At 46.9% G+C, this 16,224-nt stretch carries 17 protein-coding genes; 11 read left to right on the top strand and 6 right to left on the bottom strand.

The features are described 5' to 3' along the window. Positions 1-15: 15 nt before the first annotated feature. Complete coding sequence (locus RF007C_RS01160) at positions 16-852, bottom strand: hypothetical protein (protein WP_037296521.1); 837 nt, start codon at positions 850-852, stop codon at positions 16-18. A 186-nt stretch (positions 853-1,038) separates the two neighbouring features. Here RF007C_RS01160 and prfB point away from each other — a divergent pair, with 186 nt between their 5' ends. Then, positions 1,039-2,157 (top strand): peptide chain release factor 2, encoded by a 1,119-nt coding sequence (prfB, locus tag RF007C_RS01165; protein ID WP_037296522.1) that lies wholly within the window; start codon positions 1,039-1,041, stop codon positions 2,155-2,157. 176 nt (positions 2,158-2,333) lie between these two features. Here the strand turns inward: prfB and RF007C_RS01170 are convergent, their stop codons facing one another. The 4 genes from RF007C_RS01170 to gdhA all read right to left on the bottom strand — a co-directional run bounded on the left by RF007C_RS01170 (position 2,334) and on the right by gdhA (position 5,743). Continuing rightward, complete coding sequence (locus RF007C_RS01170) at positions 2,334-2,711, bottom strand: DUF4363 family protein (RefSeq protein WP_037296523.1); 378 nt, start codon at positions 2,709-2,711, stop codon at positions 2,334-2,336. Further along, positions 2,698-3,414, bottom strand: a complete 717-nt coding sequence (locus RF007C_RS01175; RefSeq protein ID WP_051456462.1) for a DUF421 domain-containing protein — start codon at positions 3,412-3,414, stop codon at positions 2,698-2,700. Before RF007C_RS01175 ends, RF007C_RS01170 begins: the two co-directional genes overlap by 14 nt. An 85-nt stretch (positions 3,415-3,499) precedes the next feature. Continuing rightward, positions 3,500-4,123: an AAA family ATPase gene (locus RF007C_RS01180; protein ID WP_037296524.1), complete on the bottom strand. Its 624-nt coding sequence runs from the start codon at positions 4,121-4,123 to the stop codon at positions 3,500-3,502. A 252-nt stretch (positions 4,124-4,375) separates the two neighbouring features. Further along, positions 4,376-5,743, bottom strand: a complete 1,368-nt coding sequence (gene gdhA / locus RF007C_RS01185; RefSeq protein ID WP_019679486.1) for an NADP-specific glutamate dehydrogenase — start codon at positions 5,741-5,743, stop codon at positions 4,376-4,378. Positions 5,744-6,191: 448 nt separating this feature from the next. Here gdhA and RF007C_RS01190 point away from each other — a divergent pair, with 448 nt between their 5' ends. Genes RF007C_RS01190 through RF007C_RS01200 form a run of 3 tightly spaced genes read left to right on the top strand, consistent with a single transcriptional unit; the run spans position 6,192 to position 8,567 of the window. Beyond that, complete coding sequence (locus RF007C_RS01190) at positions 6,192-6,698, top strand: HD domain-containing protein (protein ID WP_019679485.1); 507 nt, start codon at positions 6,192-6,194, stop codon at positions 6,696-6,698. Between the two features lie 27 nt (positions 6,699-6,725). Continuing rightward, positions 6,726-7,994 carry an O-acetylhomoserine aminocarboxypropyltransferase/cysteine synthase family protein gene (locus RF007C_RS01195; protein WP_037296525.1) on the top strand — a complete coding sequence of 423 codons (1,269 nt, stop codon included), beginning with the start codon at positions 6,726-6,728 and terminating at the stop codon, positions 7,992-7,994. A gap of 42 nt (positions 7,995-8,036) precedes the next feature. After that, entirely contained in the window at positions 8,037-8,567 is a 531-nt protein-coding gene (locus RF007C_RS01200) for a flavodoxin domain-containing protein (RefSeq protein WP_037296526.1), read from the top strand. A gap of 121 nt (positions 8,568-8,688) precedes the next feature. Here RF007C_RS01200 and RF007C_RS01205 read toward each other — a convergent pair whose 3' ends face one another. Next, positions 8,689-9,153: a hypothetical protein gene (locus RF007C_RS01205; protein WP_019679483.1), complete on the bottom strand. Its 465-nt coding sequence runs from the start codon at positions 9,151-9,153 to the stop codon at positions 8,689-8,691. A 234-nt stretch (positions 9,154-9,387) separates the two neighbouring features. Here RF007C_RS01205 and RF007C_RS01210 point away from each other — a divergent pair, with 234 nt between their 5' ends. The 7 genes from RF007C_RS01210 (at position 9,388) to RF007C_RS01240 (ending at position 16,104) form a co-directional block, all read left to right on the top strand. Beyond that, positions 9,388-10,110, top strand: a complete 723-nt coding sequence (locus RF007C_RS01210) for a metal ABC transporter ATP-binding protein (RefSeq protein WP_037296527.1) — start codon at positions 9,388-9,390, stop codon at positions 10,108-10,110. Next, on the top strand, positions 10,103-10,972 hold the full coding sequence (locus RF007C_RS01215; RefSeq protein WP_019679481.1) for a metal ABC transporter permease: 870 nt from the start codon (positions 10,103-10,105) through the stop codon (positions 10,970-10,972). The genes RF007C_RS01210 and RF007C_RS01215 overlap by 8 nt, the downstream gene beginning before the upstream one ends. Positions 10,973-11,122: 150 nt before the next feature. Beyond that, positions 11,123-11,668, top strand: coding sequence for a helix-turn-helix domain-containing protein (locus RF007C_RS01220; protein WP_019679480.1), 546 nt, complete (start codon positions 11,123-11,125; stop codon positions 11,666-11,668). Between the two features lie 39 nt (positions 11,669-11,707). Further along, positions 11,708-13,384: an AMP-binding protein gene (locus RF007C_RS01225; RefSeq protein ID WP_037296528.1), complete on the top strand. Its 1,677-nt coding sequence runs from the start codon at positions 11,708-11,710 to the stop codon at positions 13,382-13,384. 72 nt (positions 13,385-13,456) lie between these two features. Beyond that, positions 13,457-14,242, top strand: a complete 786-nt coding sequence (locus tag RF007C_RS01230; RefSeq protein WP_037296529.1) for a hypothetical protein — start codon at positions 13,457-13,459, stop codon at positions 14,240-14,242. Between the two features lie 69 nt (positions 14,243-14,311). Further along, positions 14,312-15,034 (top strand): sigma-70 family RNA polymerase sigma factor, encoded by a 723-nt coding sequence (locus RF007C_RS01235; protein WP_019679478.1) that lies wholly within the window; start codon positions 14,312-14,314, stop codon positions 15,032-15,034. Beyond that, the gene (locus RF007C_RS01240) at positions 15,031-16,104 is read left to right on the top strand and encodes an anti-sigma-I factor RsgI family protein (RefSeq protein WP_037296530.1); all 1,074 of its coding nucleotides are present in this window, start codon (positions 15,031-15,033) and stop codon (positions 16,102-16,104) included. Before RF007C_RS01235 ends, RF007C_RS01240 begins: the two co-directional genes overlap by 4 nt. Positions 16,105-16,224 lie beyond the last annotated feature (120 nt).

A 16,224-nucleotide genomic window follows, 5' to 3' on the forward strand; every position in this document is an offset into this window, starting at 1 on the left:
GTCTTTATTACTCCTTTAATTGTATTTAGAAAAATATTCATCAATTTTATATTCATTTTGTGTTCGTTTTTCGTTCAAATGATCGTCTTGTAATACACTGTTTTTTAAAGAGTCAAAAGCAAAGCTGTAATAGCCTAAATAGTGCTCATCATTATAATAATCCGTAAAATTACCATAAGTCATCTTTGATATTTCAAAATCAGAATTCATTATATTTATCCTCTGCCTTCCAGCCATTTTATGCTCATAAAGATATTTTGCAAAATTAACTGCAAACTTTTCTACATCATCTTGAGTACAGATACTTTCTGAAAGAAAAATAGAGTCAAATACACCAAGTTTCCATTGAAAATCACAATCAACAACTTCTGATTTCTTAATATCACAGGCATTTACATCTGTAAACACCACAAAATCATCAGAATCGAAATAATCATGAATGAAATTTGTGACAAGCTCATTATAATAATCTACAACAGATTTATCATGATAATCATCTGTAAAACCGTCCTTTGTTGCCCTGACGGTAACGGTATTCCTGCCGTAATCTGCTCCTAACAGCCGAGGATAAGCATACAGTGTTTCCGTTTGATTTGCCGCCGGTTCGAGGTATCCCCCATAGATGAATTCCTCGTCATACTTCTCGTTGAGATAGGTTATCATCTCGTAGATACGCTGAATTGAGCGCAGTTGAGAGTCTGTCAGTTCGTCGGCTTCTGTGGAAAGCCCCTCTGCTGCAAGAAGCTCCTTCTGCCAGTCGTTGAGTTCTTTAGTTTTTGTTGAAGTCCTGCCGCATGAGAAAAGTCCTGCTGTTAAAATTGCTGCAGCCAGTAGTGCGATGATTTTTTTCATTAGTATCACTCCTTTGAATGTATTATAGCACATTTCATATGCTTGAAAAAGACGTCGTTTGTCATTAATCATGTGACATTTGTCATTATTACATCGCCATGACGGAAAAAATCTCGTTTTCCCCCTTGCACTCAGCTCCGAACTGTGATATAATATGTGTATCTATGTTTGAAAGGATTTGAAACCATGATAATACTTGATGAACTCAGAGTCGAAATGACGGGCTACCGCAAGGAAATGGCGGAGCTCGCAGACGTTCTGAATATAGAAAACGCCAAGAAGCGCGTTGCGGAGCTTGGCGAGGAGACTGCAAAGGAAGGCTTCTGGGACGACCTCGAAAACTCCCAGAAGGTACTGAAGGAGCAGAAGTCCCTTGAAAAGAAGATCGATCATTACAACAAGCTCAACGAGAATCTCGAAGATATCATCACTCTTATCGAGCTCTCTATCGAAGCTGACGACGAAAGTGACATCGAGGAGATAAAGAATGAGTCCGAGGCTTTCAAGACCAAGCTTGAGGAAGAAAAGCTTGCTACTCTCCTTACCGGCGAGTACGACAACGCCAATGCTATCCTTACCTTCCATGCAGGTGCAGGCGGTACAGAGGCTCAGGACTGGGCAGAGATGCTCTATCGTATGTACAACCGCTGGGCTGAGCGCCATGAGTTCAAGGTGGAACTTCTTGACTACCTGGACGGTGATGAAGCAGGCATGAAGTCCGCCTCCATACTCATCGAGGGTGAAAACGCCTACGGCTATATGAAGTCAGAGTCAGGAGTTCACAGACTTGTCCGCGTATCTCCCTTTGACGCACAGGGACGCAGACACACATCATTTGCAGCTCTTGAAGTTATGCCCGAGCTCGATGACTCTATCGAAGTCGATATCCGTCCCGAGGATATCGAAATGGAGGTTTACCGTTCCAGCGGCGCAGGCGGTCAGAAGGTAAACAAGACCAGCTCCGCTGTACGTCTTATCCATAAGCCAACAGGTATTGTTGTTTCCTGTCAGACACAGCGAAGCCAGTACCAGAACAAGGACTACGCCATGAAGATGCTCCGTTCAAAGCTCATTGAGATCAAGGAGCGCGAGCACCTTGAAAAGATCGAGGATATCAAGGGCGTTCAGAACCAGATCGCATGGGGCTCACAGATCCGTTCTTATGTATTCATGCCTTACACTCTCGTTAAGGACACACGTACAGGCTTTGAAAACGGCAATATCCAGGCTGTTATGGACGGCGACATCGACGGCTTCATCAATGCATACCTGAAGTCACTCTCCCACGGAACACTGGAAAAGTAATAATATAAACTGATGAGGGACGTCCGACGGACGTCCCTTTTTTCGATCAGTCGCCGCAGGCGGCACCACAACTCTCAACTTGCGGGACGCCGAGGACTCCCAACAGGATCCGCGTCCCTCTGTCCTTCGGACATCTCCCTGTACTACATGGAGTCACCGTCCCCTACTCCCTCAACTCAAAGCACACTTGTAAGAAGCGGCGTTTCGCCGCTTTTCAGCATTTCAAGCATATCGCGGAGCTCTGCAAGCTCCGCCGCCATTTCGTCCTCCTCGTTCTCGGCAAGGTGAACTATCCGCGAGCACAGGCGGTCTATCTCAATTAGCCTGTCATACTTCAGCAGCACAGAAGCTCCCTCACGGAAGCTCTCCCATTCAGCGTTCAGCTCCCGAGCCATATCGGTCACGGTCATGGTATCGCCGTTTTCCGCAAGCTCATATATCTGGTCTACCTGCGAAAGCATGGCATCACAGCGGCGGTTCACCCACAAGCTTGTAAAAACGCTCATCCCGACGAGGAGCAGCAGAACAGCTGCTGCCATTTTAACTCTTGTCATTCTTTTCCTCCGTTCTTACGATCTTCGGCGGAGCGCCCTGTTTATCGGCGATATAGAAGCTTCCTCCGCTGTCAGCTGTCATAATGAATACCTCACCGACAGTCAGTCCGTATTTTTCAAGTACCTTCTCCGCAGCACTCCTGCTGAGCTTCAATGACTCCATAGCCTGAGGAATGAACTTCCCGTCGGATATTATAAGCACGGGAGGGTCACTGCACTCTGCCCCTATTTGCATATCACGTCTTGTAGGAGTTTCCAGCGGCTGCTTTTTCATAACGGAAACACTGCCTGTTGTCTCGACAACAGCAAACTGCACCTCGCTCAGGTCGAATATCTCCTGTCCTCTCAGTGCCATGAGCAGATCATCCACCGAAAAGCGAAGCTCCCGCATAATATCCCGCTCTATGCAGCCGTTCCTGACGATTATCTTTGGGCTACCCGATATGAGCTTTCTCAGCTTCGGCAGCCTCAGATTTATCCACGATACCATCACCTCAAAGCAGACCAGAGAAAGTATCGGCGTAACTCCCACTATCACGGGGATATTGACATCTTCAATGGGCAGCGTCGCTATATTGGAAACAAGTATGGTTATGACCAGCTCAGACGGCTGGAGCTCCCCCAGCTGACGCTTACCCATGAGTCTTACAGCGAATATTACCAGTATATACAGCATCACCGAACGGATAAGAACAACGCACATAAAAATACAGCTCCTTTGCCTTTATTTTACCGCAAAGGAGCTGATATATTCGCAATATGATCCGATACACCCCTATAACTTTTTTTCAGTCTGCAAAACGGGCGTTATACTCGGTATAAGCCTTTACTATTATCTCCGCACACAGCTCGTCCCCGAGCTCTGCGCTGTTGAGGCAGAGGGAATACTGATCCTTATCCTGCCAGACTCTTCCCGTATTCACATTATAGAAGGTCTCGCGGCGCTTATCTGCCTTTTTCATAACGGATTCCGCCTTGTTCTCGTTGATCTCGTACTCTTTGATTGCACGCTTCATGCGGTACTCGGGATTAGCGTAAATATACACGCTGAAGCAGCCCTTATCCTCAAGGATATAGCTTCCGCAGCGTCCCACGAGCACAAAACTCTTCTCATTGTCTGCTATTTCATTTATGATCCGGCTCTCCATAAGGAAGACCTTATCCGAGAGAGGAAGGTTCTCCTCCATGGTCCTTCCGGGATTTGCCGAAAGAAGAAGCGAATAAAGGAAGCTTGTAGGCACATTCTCCTCGGCACTCTCAAGGTACTCGGGCGCTATCCCGCACCTTTCCGCAGTCATCTCCAGTATCTGGCGGTTATAGCAGCTTATGCCGAGCTTTTCTGCGGCAAGCTTTCCGATTATACTGCCGCCGCTTCCGTATTGACGTTCAATAGTAATTATAGTCTTTTTCATCGTATTATACCCCCAAGTATAAAATTGTATATTAGTACAGATAATAGATCACAATCTTATTATACCACATTTTGCACACATTTCAAGCCGTTTAAGCATAATAATTGTCTAAATAGTAAAATTCTATGTTTTCAACAATTTCCACTATGTTGTATTGTGCATTATTCAAAATAAAAAACCTCCCGTCGTTTATCACAACGGGAGGTAAAATCTTTACTTTACCGGATCACTGATAGATCGTCAGTTTTCCGATCAAACGCAACCCTGAGCCTTCATTGCCTCAGCAACCTTGAGGAAGCCTGCAATGTTAGCGCCAGCCATGTAGTTGCCTGCCATGCCGTACTCCTTAGCAGCCTCGTCACAAGCCTTGAAGATAGACTTCATGATGCCGTGGAGCTTCTCGTCAACCTCTTCGAATGTCCAGCTGAGTCTCTCGCTGTTCTGGCTCATCTCAAGACCGGATGTAGCAACACCGCCGGCATTTGCAGCCTTAGCAGGTCCGTAGAGAACGCCGTTTGAGAGATATGTCTCGATAGCCTCGGGAGTTGAAGGCATATTAGCGCCTTCAGCTACAGCGTAACCGCCGTTAGCAACGATAGCCTTAGCACCGTCGCCGTTGATCTCATTCTGTGTAGCGCAAGGAAGAGCGATGTCAAGCTTGATATCGCCAGCGTTGCACTTGAGTGTCCAAACGCTGCCCTCGTGGTACTCAGCGTTCTTGTGTGAAGATCTGCCGATGTATTCCTTGATACGTCCGCGCTCAACCTCCTTGATCTGCTTAACGAGATCAAGATCGATTCCGTCGGGATCGTAGATATAACCGTTAGAGTCTGAAACTGTAACTACCTTAGCGCCGTACTGAGTAGCCTTCTCTGTAGCGTAGATAGCAACGTTACCTGAACCGGAGATAACAACTGTCTGATCCTTGAAGCTCTTGCCGTTAGCCTGGAGCATCTCGTTTGTGAAGTAGCAGAGACCGTAGCCTGTAGCCTCTGTTCTTGCAAGTGAACCGCCGTATGTAAGACCCTTACCTGTGAGAACGCCTACGAACTCGTTGCGGATTCTCTTGTACTGACCGAACATGAAGCCGATCTCTCTTGCGCCTGTTCCGATATCACCTGCAGGAACGTCGCAGTCAGCACCGATGTGCTTGCAGAGCTCTGTCATGAAGCTCTGGCAGAAACGCATGATCTCTCCGTCGCTCTTGCCCTTAGGATCGAAGTCGGAACCGCCCTTACCGCCGCCCATAGGCAGTGTTGTAAGGCTGTTCTTGAATACCTGCTCGAAACCGAGGAACTTGATTATACCGAGGTATACGGAGGGGTGAAGTCTGATACCGCCCTTGTAAGGTCCGATAGCGGAGTTGAACTGGATTCTGAATCCTCTGTTTACCTGTACCTTGCCATTGTCGTCAACCCAGGGAACACGGAACATGATCTGTCTCTCGGGCTCAACTATACGCTCAAAAACGCCTGCATCGATAAGATCCTGTCTCTTTTCAGCAACAGGCTGAAGTGTTTCGAGAACTTCGGTTACAGCCTGGATGAACTCGGGCTCACCGGGATTTCTCTTTTCTACTCTTGCTAATAAATCGATAAGATACTGATTTTTTAACGCCATTGTTAAAAAACCTCCTTTACAATATTCTGCGTAGATCGCAGTTCACTTAAAATTATAGCACTCTGTGCCAAATATTTCAAGGCTTTATAGCAGTAAATCCAAAATTTTTCTATTTGTATACCAAAATCACAATTTAGATGCCGAGATTTGTATAAGTCTTACAATTTTATACTGATTTTGTCCTTTTGAGTTCATGTAATGCGTCAGCACCAGTTTACATATTAATCAAAATCAAGGTATAAAATGCAGTTGAAAGAAAGCATTATGACGGCAGTCTCTGTTCACAGCTCCATAGCTTTCTATGCAATATTTCAGTAGATGGAGGCTCTTATGATGCTTTTTTTATATATTTTGCCTCTTTTTTTTATATTTCATCTTGATTTTACGATTAAAATAGTATATAATATATTCATTCGATGAAACTGATACCATGCAAAGGAGGCAGCTGATGCTGAAAGCTATATGTTCCTCAAAGGAGCTGACCGATAACAGCTATTATGACTGCGTCAGGGATATAATAGACTGTCAGCAGCTTCAGGATCTGAAAACGATAACTCATCATATATCGACTACACGTTTCCAGCATTGTGTCAACGTTTCCTATTACAGCTATATAGTATGCAGGAAATTCAGGCTAAATGCCCGTTCTGCTGCAAGAGCCGGCCTTCTTCATGATCTGTTCTATTATGACAGGAAGGAGTATAACTCCGGAAAGGTCAGAGGTCAGGCCTCCCACAGCAAAAACCACGCTATGATAGCCTGCGCAAATGCTGAACAAGTCACCGATATATCCGTTCTCGAACGCGATATGATCGCAAAACATATGTGGCCCGTCACAAGGCCTATGCCCAGATACAAAGAGACATACATAATCACTATCATCGACAAATACTGCGCTGTTCTTGAATTCTGCGTACCCAAGGTACAAAGAGTGATACACAGAAAGGCACAGTAACATATATTACACAGGAGGTCCCCTAAAATGAAGATCGAAACCAAATGCCTGCACGCAGGCTATACCCCGAAGAATACTGAACCGAGAGTGGTTCCCATCGTCCAGAGCACTACTTATGTGTACGACTCAACAGACGATGTTGCAGCTGTATTCGATGATCCTACCAAAAGCCTTATATACTCCCGTTTTGAAAATCCCACGGTTATGGCTGTTGAGGATAAGATAGCCGCTCTCGAAGGCGGTATCGGTGCTATGTGTACCTCCAGCGGTCAGGCAGCATCACTTCTGTCGCTGCTCAATATCCTCCAGGCAGGAGACAGCTTTATATCTACAGCAACTATCTACGGCGGAACTATCAATCTTTTCGCTTATACTATGAAGAAACTCGGCATCGAGTGCATTTTCGTTGATGCCGATGCTTCCGAGGAAGAGATCCAGGCTGCATTCAAGCCCAACACAAAGGCTGTTTTCGGTGAAACTCTCGCAAATCCCGCTCTTACGGTATTTGATATCGAAAAATTCGCAAAGATCGCTCACAAGAACGGCGTTCCGCTCATCATAGACAATACCTTCCCCACTCCCATTCTTTGCCGACCTATTGAGTTCGGCGCGGATATAGTTATCCACTCCACCACAAAGTACATGGACGGTCATGCAGTTCAGGGCGGCGGCGTTATTGTAGATTCAGGCAATTTCGACTGGACCAACGGCAAGTTCCCCGAGTTCACAGAGCCCGACGAGAGCTACCACGGAACGATATACACCAAGACATACGGCAAGGCTGCATATATCATCAAGGCAAGAATGCAGCTTATGAGAGACTTCGGCTGCTATCCTTCGGCTCAGTCAGCATTCTACCTTAACCTCGGTCTCGAAACTCTGCCTATCAGAATGAAGCAGCACTGCGAGAACGCCATGGTAGTAGCAAAGTTCCTTGAGGCAAACGAGTACGTAGAATCCGTAAATTATCCCGGTCTCGAGAGCAACAAGTACCACGAGATGGCAAAGAAGTATCTCGGCGGCAGCTCAAGCGGTGTTATCTCATTCATCATCAAGGGCGGCAGAAACACAGCTGTAAAGTTCATGGATTCTCTGAAGCTTGCTTCCAATGAAGTACACGTTGCGGATATCCGTACCTGCGTACTCCACCCTGCAAGTGCCACACACCGTCAGCTCACAGACGAGCAGCTTGCAGCAGCAGGAATCAACGGCGGTCTCATCAGACTTTCCGTAGGTCTTGAAAACATCGACGACATACTCGACGACCTCAAGCAGGCTTTTGCAGCTCTTGACTGACACTGACAAAAGCAAGCCGCGGCCATACCAAGAGGTAATAATATGAAAACCATCATCATTTATTCATCACAGACAGGATTCACTAAAAAATATGCAGAATGGCTGGCAGAAGAGCTCGGTGCGGAGACCATCTCGGTAAAGGAAGCTCATAAAAAGAAGGACGAATTCTTTGATTTCTTCGATTGCATAATTTACGGCGGCTGGGTAGCTGTTGAAAAGATCCACAAGCTTGACTGGTTCACAGGCAGAATCGATAAATGGCACGAAAAGAAGCTGGCTGTATTCGCTGTCGGAGCAAGCCCCGAAAAATATTCGGGCGTAAAAACTCTGCTTGAAAAGTCCCTTAACGGAGAACAGCAGAAATACGCAAAGGCATTCTACTGCCCCGGCGGACTGGATTATGACAAAATGTCCATCGGCTCAAAGATGCTGATGAAGACATTTGCCGCTATGCTGAAAAACAAAAAGAACAAGACCGAGGATGAAAAGGCCATGGCTGAACACGTTTCGGCTTCATGCGATCTCACCGACCGCAAGTACCTCGAACCTATTATTGAGTATATCAGACAATAAGCTCTGCCAAGGCAGACATCAGTCTCAAAAAATATTCCCGATCGGGCTTTTGCTCCTGATCGGGATTTTTTCTGCATAAAGGCATAAAAAAGACCGTACCCGAAAGTACGGTCTGCTGTTTTCAGTCTCTTCTGAAGAGCTCTCTGAGTACCATGCCGCCGCCTGCTGCAACAAGGCCGAACATTACGATGAACACATATGCATTGGTGGTATGCCATCTCAGATGTGTGGTCATCATTACGCTGAGAAGCACAATGATGATACCGATGGAAAGAACTACCCAGCCGAATATCTTCCTGTCCATAAGGAAAAGCATTGCTATTCCCGCGATTATCGGAAGCATTATCAGTCCGTTAGGAAGTCCTATATTGCCTATCCTGAAGAAATATCCGCCGAAGCCCCACGAGCTCGTTACTTCGATATTCTGGAATATCATGAACAAGCCGCCGCCCAGCATCAGAAGCCCGATAAAAAATGTGAGCAGCCTGTTTCCCTCGCTCTTGGAGGAAGATCTGGCACTGTCACGTGTCTCAAGGAGATCCTTGTACATTTTATCCAGCTCTTTGTCTTTTGTTGTTTTTGGCATAATACCGCCCCCCTATATCAAATTTACAAATACATTATACTCCAAACCCTCGTCTTTGTCAAGTATATCGCCGAAAATTCATCTTTTTTTCATTTAATGGCGGAAAGCTCACAGGTACGTAAAAAGCTGCAAAGTTTTACGGAAATAACGTATCTGCCCTTGACACAGAGAGATAAATAAAGTATAATATGATTTGAAAATGATTATCAAATTCAAAAGAAGGTGCCTGTTCAGATGGGAGCATTACTGAAATGCGAAAACGTCTCTCTCGGATATGAGGGCGACGTTGTTACCAAAAATATCAATTTTACAGTCAGCAGCGGCGATTATCTCTGCATAGTCGGCGAAAACGGCTCAGGCAAGAGCACGCTCATAAAAGCCCTGCTCGGCCTCAAGCCTCAGCTAAGCGGAAATATCGAATTCTGCGGCGGCATGGCCAAGAACGAAATAGGCTATCTCCCCCAGCAGACGCTGGTACAGAGAGACTTTCCCGCCTCAGTCCGCGAAATAGTTCTTTCGGGCTGCATGAACCGCTGCGGTCTGCGTCCCTTTTATAATAAAGATGAAAAAAAGCTTGCTCATGACATGATGCGCAGACTTGACATAGAGCCACTTACAAAGCGCTGCTACAGGGAGCTTTCGGGCGGACAGCAGCAGAGAGTCCTCCTTGCAAGAGCTCTCTGTGCCGCAAGGAAGATGATACTCCTTGACGAGCCTGTAACAGGACTGGATCCCAAAGCTGCCAATGAAATGTACGAGCTCATCGACAGCCTCAACAAAAAAGACGGCATAACCGTAATCATGGTATCTCATGATATGAACGCTGCTGTAAGATATGCTTCGCATATACTCCACGTAGGCAGGAAGCAGCTTTTCTTCGGCACAAAGGATGACTACCTCACCAGCAAGACAGGTCAGGCATTCCTCACTGTTATGGGAGGTGATGAGAATGAGTAATATCTTCGAGACTCTGCATTTCTACTTCCAGTACCCCTATGTACGCTATGCTATGATAGTCGGACTTCTCATAGCGCTCTGTTCCTCACTTCTGGGAGTTACCCTCGTTATGAAGCGCTTCTCCTTCATCGGAGACGGACTATCACACGTTGCCTTCGGCGCTATGGCAGTTGCCACGATCACAGGCATAACGAACAATATGCTCATAATCATGCCCATAACCATAATCTCCGCAGTGCTGCTGCTGAGAACAGGACATAATACCAAAATAAAGGGCGACGCTGCCATTGCTATGATCTCAGTGGGAGCTCTGGCACTGGGATATATGCTGATGAATCTCGCCGCCAGAAGCGGCAGCGGACATACCACAAGCAATGTGACCGCCGATGTTTGCAGTACTCTCTTCGGTTCCACATCCATACTCACCCTTTCCATCACCGATGTCTGGATATGCGTGGCAATGTCCATAGTCGTGGTAAGCGTATTCCTGATATTCTACAATAAGATATTCGCAGTTACCTTTGACGAGAATTTCGCCAAGGCAACAGGAGTCCGCTCCGATATGTACAATCTGCTCATAGCCGTGGTAATTGCTGTGATAATCGTCATCGCTATGAACTTCGTGGGCTCACTGCTCATATCCGCGCTTATAATATTCCCCGCCCTTTCCGCAATGCGTGTTTTCAAGAGCTTCAGGAGCGTTATAATATGCTCGGTCATAATCTCGCTCATATGTGCGGGCGCAGGAATTATTATTTCCATACTTGCGGGAACTCCCGTGGGCGCAACCATCGTTATCGCAGATATAGTTGTATTTTTCACCTTCTGCCTCGCCTCATTCGTGCTGAAAAGAGGCAAATGAGCAAAAAGCACAAAACACTTCCTCTTTTACCCGAGGAAGTGTTTTTCTTTACCATAAATCCCTATTTGCCTTGACAATCCGTCCTCAAATGTGCTATTATAAAATTTATACAGTTTAATGTATAGAATATATCAAAGAGGAGGTTGCGCTATGGAAACCATTAATGAGATCGCAGCACGTATCCGTGAGCTGCGCGAGGTGTGCGACTACACACAGGAAAAGCTTGCAAAGGAGCTTGGACTATCCGTCGAGCAGTATGCAGGCTATGAACAGAACGGTGACTTTCCTATAAGCGTCATCTATGAGATTGCAAACAAATTCGGAGTCGATTTCAATGAGCTCGTCACAGGCGAACCCAGCAGGATCGACACTTTCCAGGTCGTCCGCCGCGGTAAGGGCAGAAGCATAAGCCGTTTTCCCGGCTACCGCTTCAAGGATCTCGCTTTCCGCTATGCCGATAAGGTTATGCAGCCGCTTCTTGTTACTCTTGAACCCTCAGACGAGCCAGCAAAGCTCGTAAGCCATTCAGGACAGGAGTTCAACCTTGTGCTCAAGGGAACTATCGCTGTTGTTTTTGAGGATCAGGAGATCATTCTCAATGAGGGCGATTCAATATACTTCAATCCGACATATCTCCACGGACAGCGCTGCGTAGGCGACAGCAAAGCAAGATTTCTCACTATGATCGCTGAATAATAAGCCGCAGACGGCTAATACAAAGGAGTTCTTATAATCATGCTTTTAGACCGTTATCTTCCCCGTATCGAGTTTGATTCATACGAGGATTTCAAGGAAAATTACCGTGTAAACGTTCCTGATGACTTCAACTTCGGCTGGGACATCGTTGACGAATGGGCAAAGCAGGAGCCCGAGAAGAAGGCTCTTGTATGGCTCAGCCACGACAAGCAGGAGAAAACGTTTACTTTCACCGATATTTCAAAGCTTTCAAACAAGACCTGCCACTATTTCCGCAGTCTCGGACTCAAAAAAGGCGACGTTGTACTTCTTATCCTCCGCCGCCGCTGGGAGTACTGGGTAATAGCTACCGCTCTTCACAAGCTGGGCGTTATACTTATCCCCGGAAACCTGCTTTTCACCACACACGATATCGCCTACCGCGGCAATATGGCCGAGATCTCGGCTATAATCGCCTGCGATGACGAATACATACGCGGACAGATAGACGCAGCTGCTCCAGAGATAAAGACTCTCCGCAAGAAAATAGCAGTTGCAGAGCCCCGTGAGGGCTGGGACTTCTTCGAGGACGAGATTGAAAAGTATCCCGATACCTTTGAGCGCCCTACAGGCGATGAGGCCACAAAGGTAAACGATACCATGCTGATATACTTCACATCGGGCTCAACAGGTATGCCAAAAATGGTATGTCATAACTTCGCACATCCCCTCGGTCATATAGTTACTGCAAAGTACTGGCATCAGGTACAGGAGAACAAGCTCCATATGTCCATATCCGACTCAGGCTGGGCCAAGTTCGGCTGGGGCAAGATCTACGGACAGTGGATATGCGGCGCTATACAGTTCGCATACGACTTCACGGGCAGATTCAACGCAAAGGATATCCTTGAGGTTATCAGCCACTATAAGCTGACCACATTCTGCGCTCCTCCTACTATGTACCGCTTTATGCTTCAGGAGGATATGACAAAGTACGATCTCTCCTCAATACAGAACTTCTGCAACGCAGGCGAGCCCCTCAACCCCGAGGTATTCAACCGTATCTACGAGCTCACAGGCAAGAAGATGCGCGAAGGCTTCGGACAGACAGAGGGTACCGTACTTATCGCAAACTTCCCCTGGATAGATCCCAAGCCCGGCTCAACAGGAAAGCCTTCCCCCCTTTACAATATTCACCTTCTCCGTGCTGACGGCACAGAGGCTGACGACGGTGAAGAGGGCAGCATCATGGTATGCGATATAGACAAGGAGCGTCCTACAGGTCTTTTCTGCGGCTACTACAAGAACCCCGAGCTCACAGAGGCTGTTCTCGGCGGAAAGAATTACGACACAGGCGATGTTGCATGGCGCGATTCCAAGGGCTATTACTGGTTCGTAGGAAGAAACGACGACGTTATCAAGTGCTCGGGCTACCGTATCGGACCTTTCGAGGTAGAGAGCGCTCTCCTCACTCACCCTGCCGTAGTTGAATCGGCTATCACAGGTGCTCCCGATCCTATCAGAGGACAGGTAGTTAAGGCAACAGTCGTTCTTGCTGAGGGATACACTCCTTCACCCGAGCTCACAAAGGAGCTTCAGAATCACGTTAAGCGCGAGACTGCTCCTTACAAGTACCCCCGTGTTATCGAGTATGTAAAGGAGCTCCCGAAGACTCTCGGCGGAAAGATCAAGCGTGCCCAGATACGTCATCAGGACGAAGAAAACACAGCAAAATAACTTAAAACCAATTAATCGCCCGACAGAAATGATCGGGCGATTTCTGAATACGGCAGTAAATGGGGGCATATTATGCGGAAACTGATAATAGCCGAAGGACTTCCCTGCTCGGGAAAAAGTACAGCCTCGAAATACATAGCGGAAAAGCTCGGCATGAAGTATTACGACGAGGGAAACGGTCATCACCCTGCCGATTACGAATTTCATGCTTTTCTGACCGAAGCTGAATTCTCCCTGCTGAAAGCGGACGAACAGGCTGCTGTCGCTTCATTCTCCGAAAAAAAGAACGGCGGATATATCATTCCCCTTGAAAAATTCAGCGGCTCTCTTTTTGACAAGCTGCTGAAGCACAAGATATACGATTTTCTGCCCTGGGAGACAGAAAAGCCGCTGATACTCGGCAAATGGCGTGAATTCGCTGAAAAAGCACTATTATCCTCCGTGGGATATGTATTCAACTGTGTCTTTCTGCAAAATCCCATGTGCGAGACAATGATGAGGTTCGGCTTTGAAGAAATACTGTCTCAGCACTTTATAAGCGAGATATACAGCATAATACAGCCGCTGGAGCCCTTTATCGTATACCTTAAAACAGAAAATATCAGAGCAGAAATAGAAAAGGCTGTTCCCGAACGCGGAAACCGCTGGCTCAGCGACGTTATAGATTATCACTGCGGCGGTGAATACGGCAGACAGAATGGTCTCAGAGGCTTTGAAGGTTATATATCCGCTCTTGAGGAGCGACAGCGCCGTGAACTCGAAATATTGAGCAATATAGGCATCGGATATACCGTTGTCGAAAACTTTAAGACCGACAGCAAAAAAGCATATGATATTATTTTATCGGATCTGAAATAATTTTACGCAGATACCCCGCTTTTCAGTGTATCAACTGCGTAAACTACAAGTAACATGGGGGTGGCAAATATGACTTCTGATGCGCATCAAATCATATCCCGGGTCTACGAAGCAAAAACCGACAGCCACGCGGCAGATGAGCTGATCTCAGCTTATATGCCGTTCATAAAATCTGAAACAGCAAAATTTCTCAACCGTTCGCCCGATCAGAGCGACGACGAACTGAGTATAGCGATGTTCGCGTTCTACGAGGCTATAAAAAACTATTCAAGGCTTCGGGGGTCTTTCCTGAAATTCGCAGCACTGCAGATCAGGAACAGACTTATTGACAATTACAGAAAAGAGAAAAGAAATAAAGGACAGATCTCGCTGGACAGTTCGGATGACGAAAAAACAGACCTGAAAGATACTATCCGTGATGAACACAATGAATACGAAGAAAACGAGCTCCGTGAAGCTACAAAGCAGGAGATCGCAGAGCTTTCTGCACAGATGCAGGAATTCGGGGTATCCATGAGCGATGTTGCGGATAATTCCCCACGCCAGCGCCGTACTCTGGAAATATGCCAGAAAGCGGTGCGCTATGCAAGAAATAATCCCGAGATCCTCGAGGACTTCCTCAGGACCAAGCGCGTCCCCCTGGCTAAAATCGCCGAGGGTGCCGACGTAGAAAGAAAATCCCTTGAAAGGCACAGACGTTATCTTGTTGCAGTACTGCTCATATGCACTAACGGCTACGAGATCATGCGCGGCCACATAATGCAGGTTCTAAAAGGTGGTGAAAAAACATGAAATATATAGTTATGGAGTGCCATGAAGGCTATGCAGTCCTGATGGACGAGGATTCCCGTTTCGTCAAAGCTGCAAACCTCCGCTATGAAATCGGACAGACGATCACTGATCCTGTCATGATGCAGCAGGAGGAAACTGACCGAGCCAGAAAAATAACTGTTCATGTAAGCAGATTTATCGCTGTTGCAGCCTGCCTTGTGATAATGGCTTCAGCAGGATCTGTCTATTATTCGCACAACCTGAAACCGCATTCAACCGTACTAATCTCTTCAAACGCTAATATCAGAATCGAACTCAACAAAAAAGGCAAGGTGCTTCACCTCAGAAGCGACGACAATGCAGGAAAAGAGATACTCAAGGATTACGACGGAAAGGGCAAGGATATGCTCACCGTTACCAATGAGATACTTCAGATAGAAAAGGAAAAGGGCTTTATCGCCAACGGTGATACAGTCGATCTGTATATCTCATCGGATGATTCCAAGGATTACAGCTCTTACAAAAACGATTTTGTCAACGGTATACCGGATATGAATGTAAAGGTTCACGGCATCGACGCACCTCACAATGAAGTGAAAAAGCCAGATCCCGCAAAGACCGAGCCCGCAAAGCCGGAAGCTCCCAAGCCTCCGGCCGAGGATACAAAGCTTCCGGAGCCGCCTGCTCCTGCCGTTGCTGCTGATTCTCCCGCCCCCGATGCTCCCGCAGCTCCGCCTGCGCCTGCAAAGGACAGCGTAAAGCAGCCCGAGGTCAAGGTAACACCGCCCGCACATCCCGATCAGCCTGAGACTCCTGAGCCACCCAAGGAAAATGTAAAGCCCGGAGAGGAAAAGGCACCCGAGCCGCCGAAGCCTGCCGATGAAGCAGAGCCTCCAAAGCCCGAAGTAGCTCCTCCGAGACACGATCCTAAGATATTCCTCCGTGAAAAGCCAGAAGAAATGGTCATAAAACTGACTATATCAGATGAAATGATCATTCTTGCAGCTCCCGAGGAACCTGAATCGGCACCTGAACCCGAAAGGATCGATCCACCGCCTGTTATCCAGGAAGAAAAAACTCCCATTCCCTGAGAAAACATGAATATATATAGATAAGCATCGTTCCATTCGGTGCTCATGAGAAAACAAGCTGAAGCACCTCCGGTCTGTGATCGGAGGTGCTTTGGTTTTAACTGAACCGGATAAAAAAGG

This window comes from Ruminococcus flavefaciens 007c (assembly GCF_000571935.1).
In the GTDB taxonomy this organism is placed as follows: domain Bacteria; phylum Bacillota; class Clostridia; order Oscillospirales; family Ruminococcaceae; genus Ruminococcus; species Ruminococcus flavefaciens_F.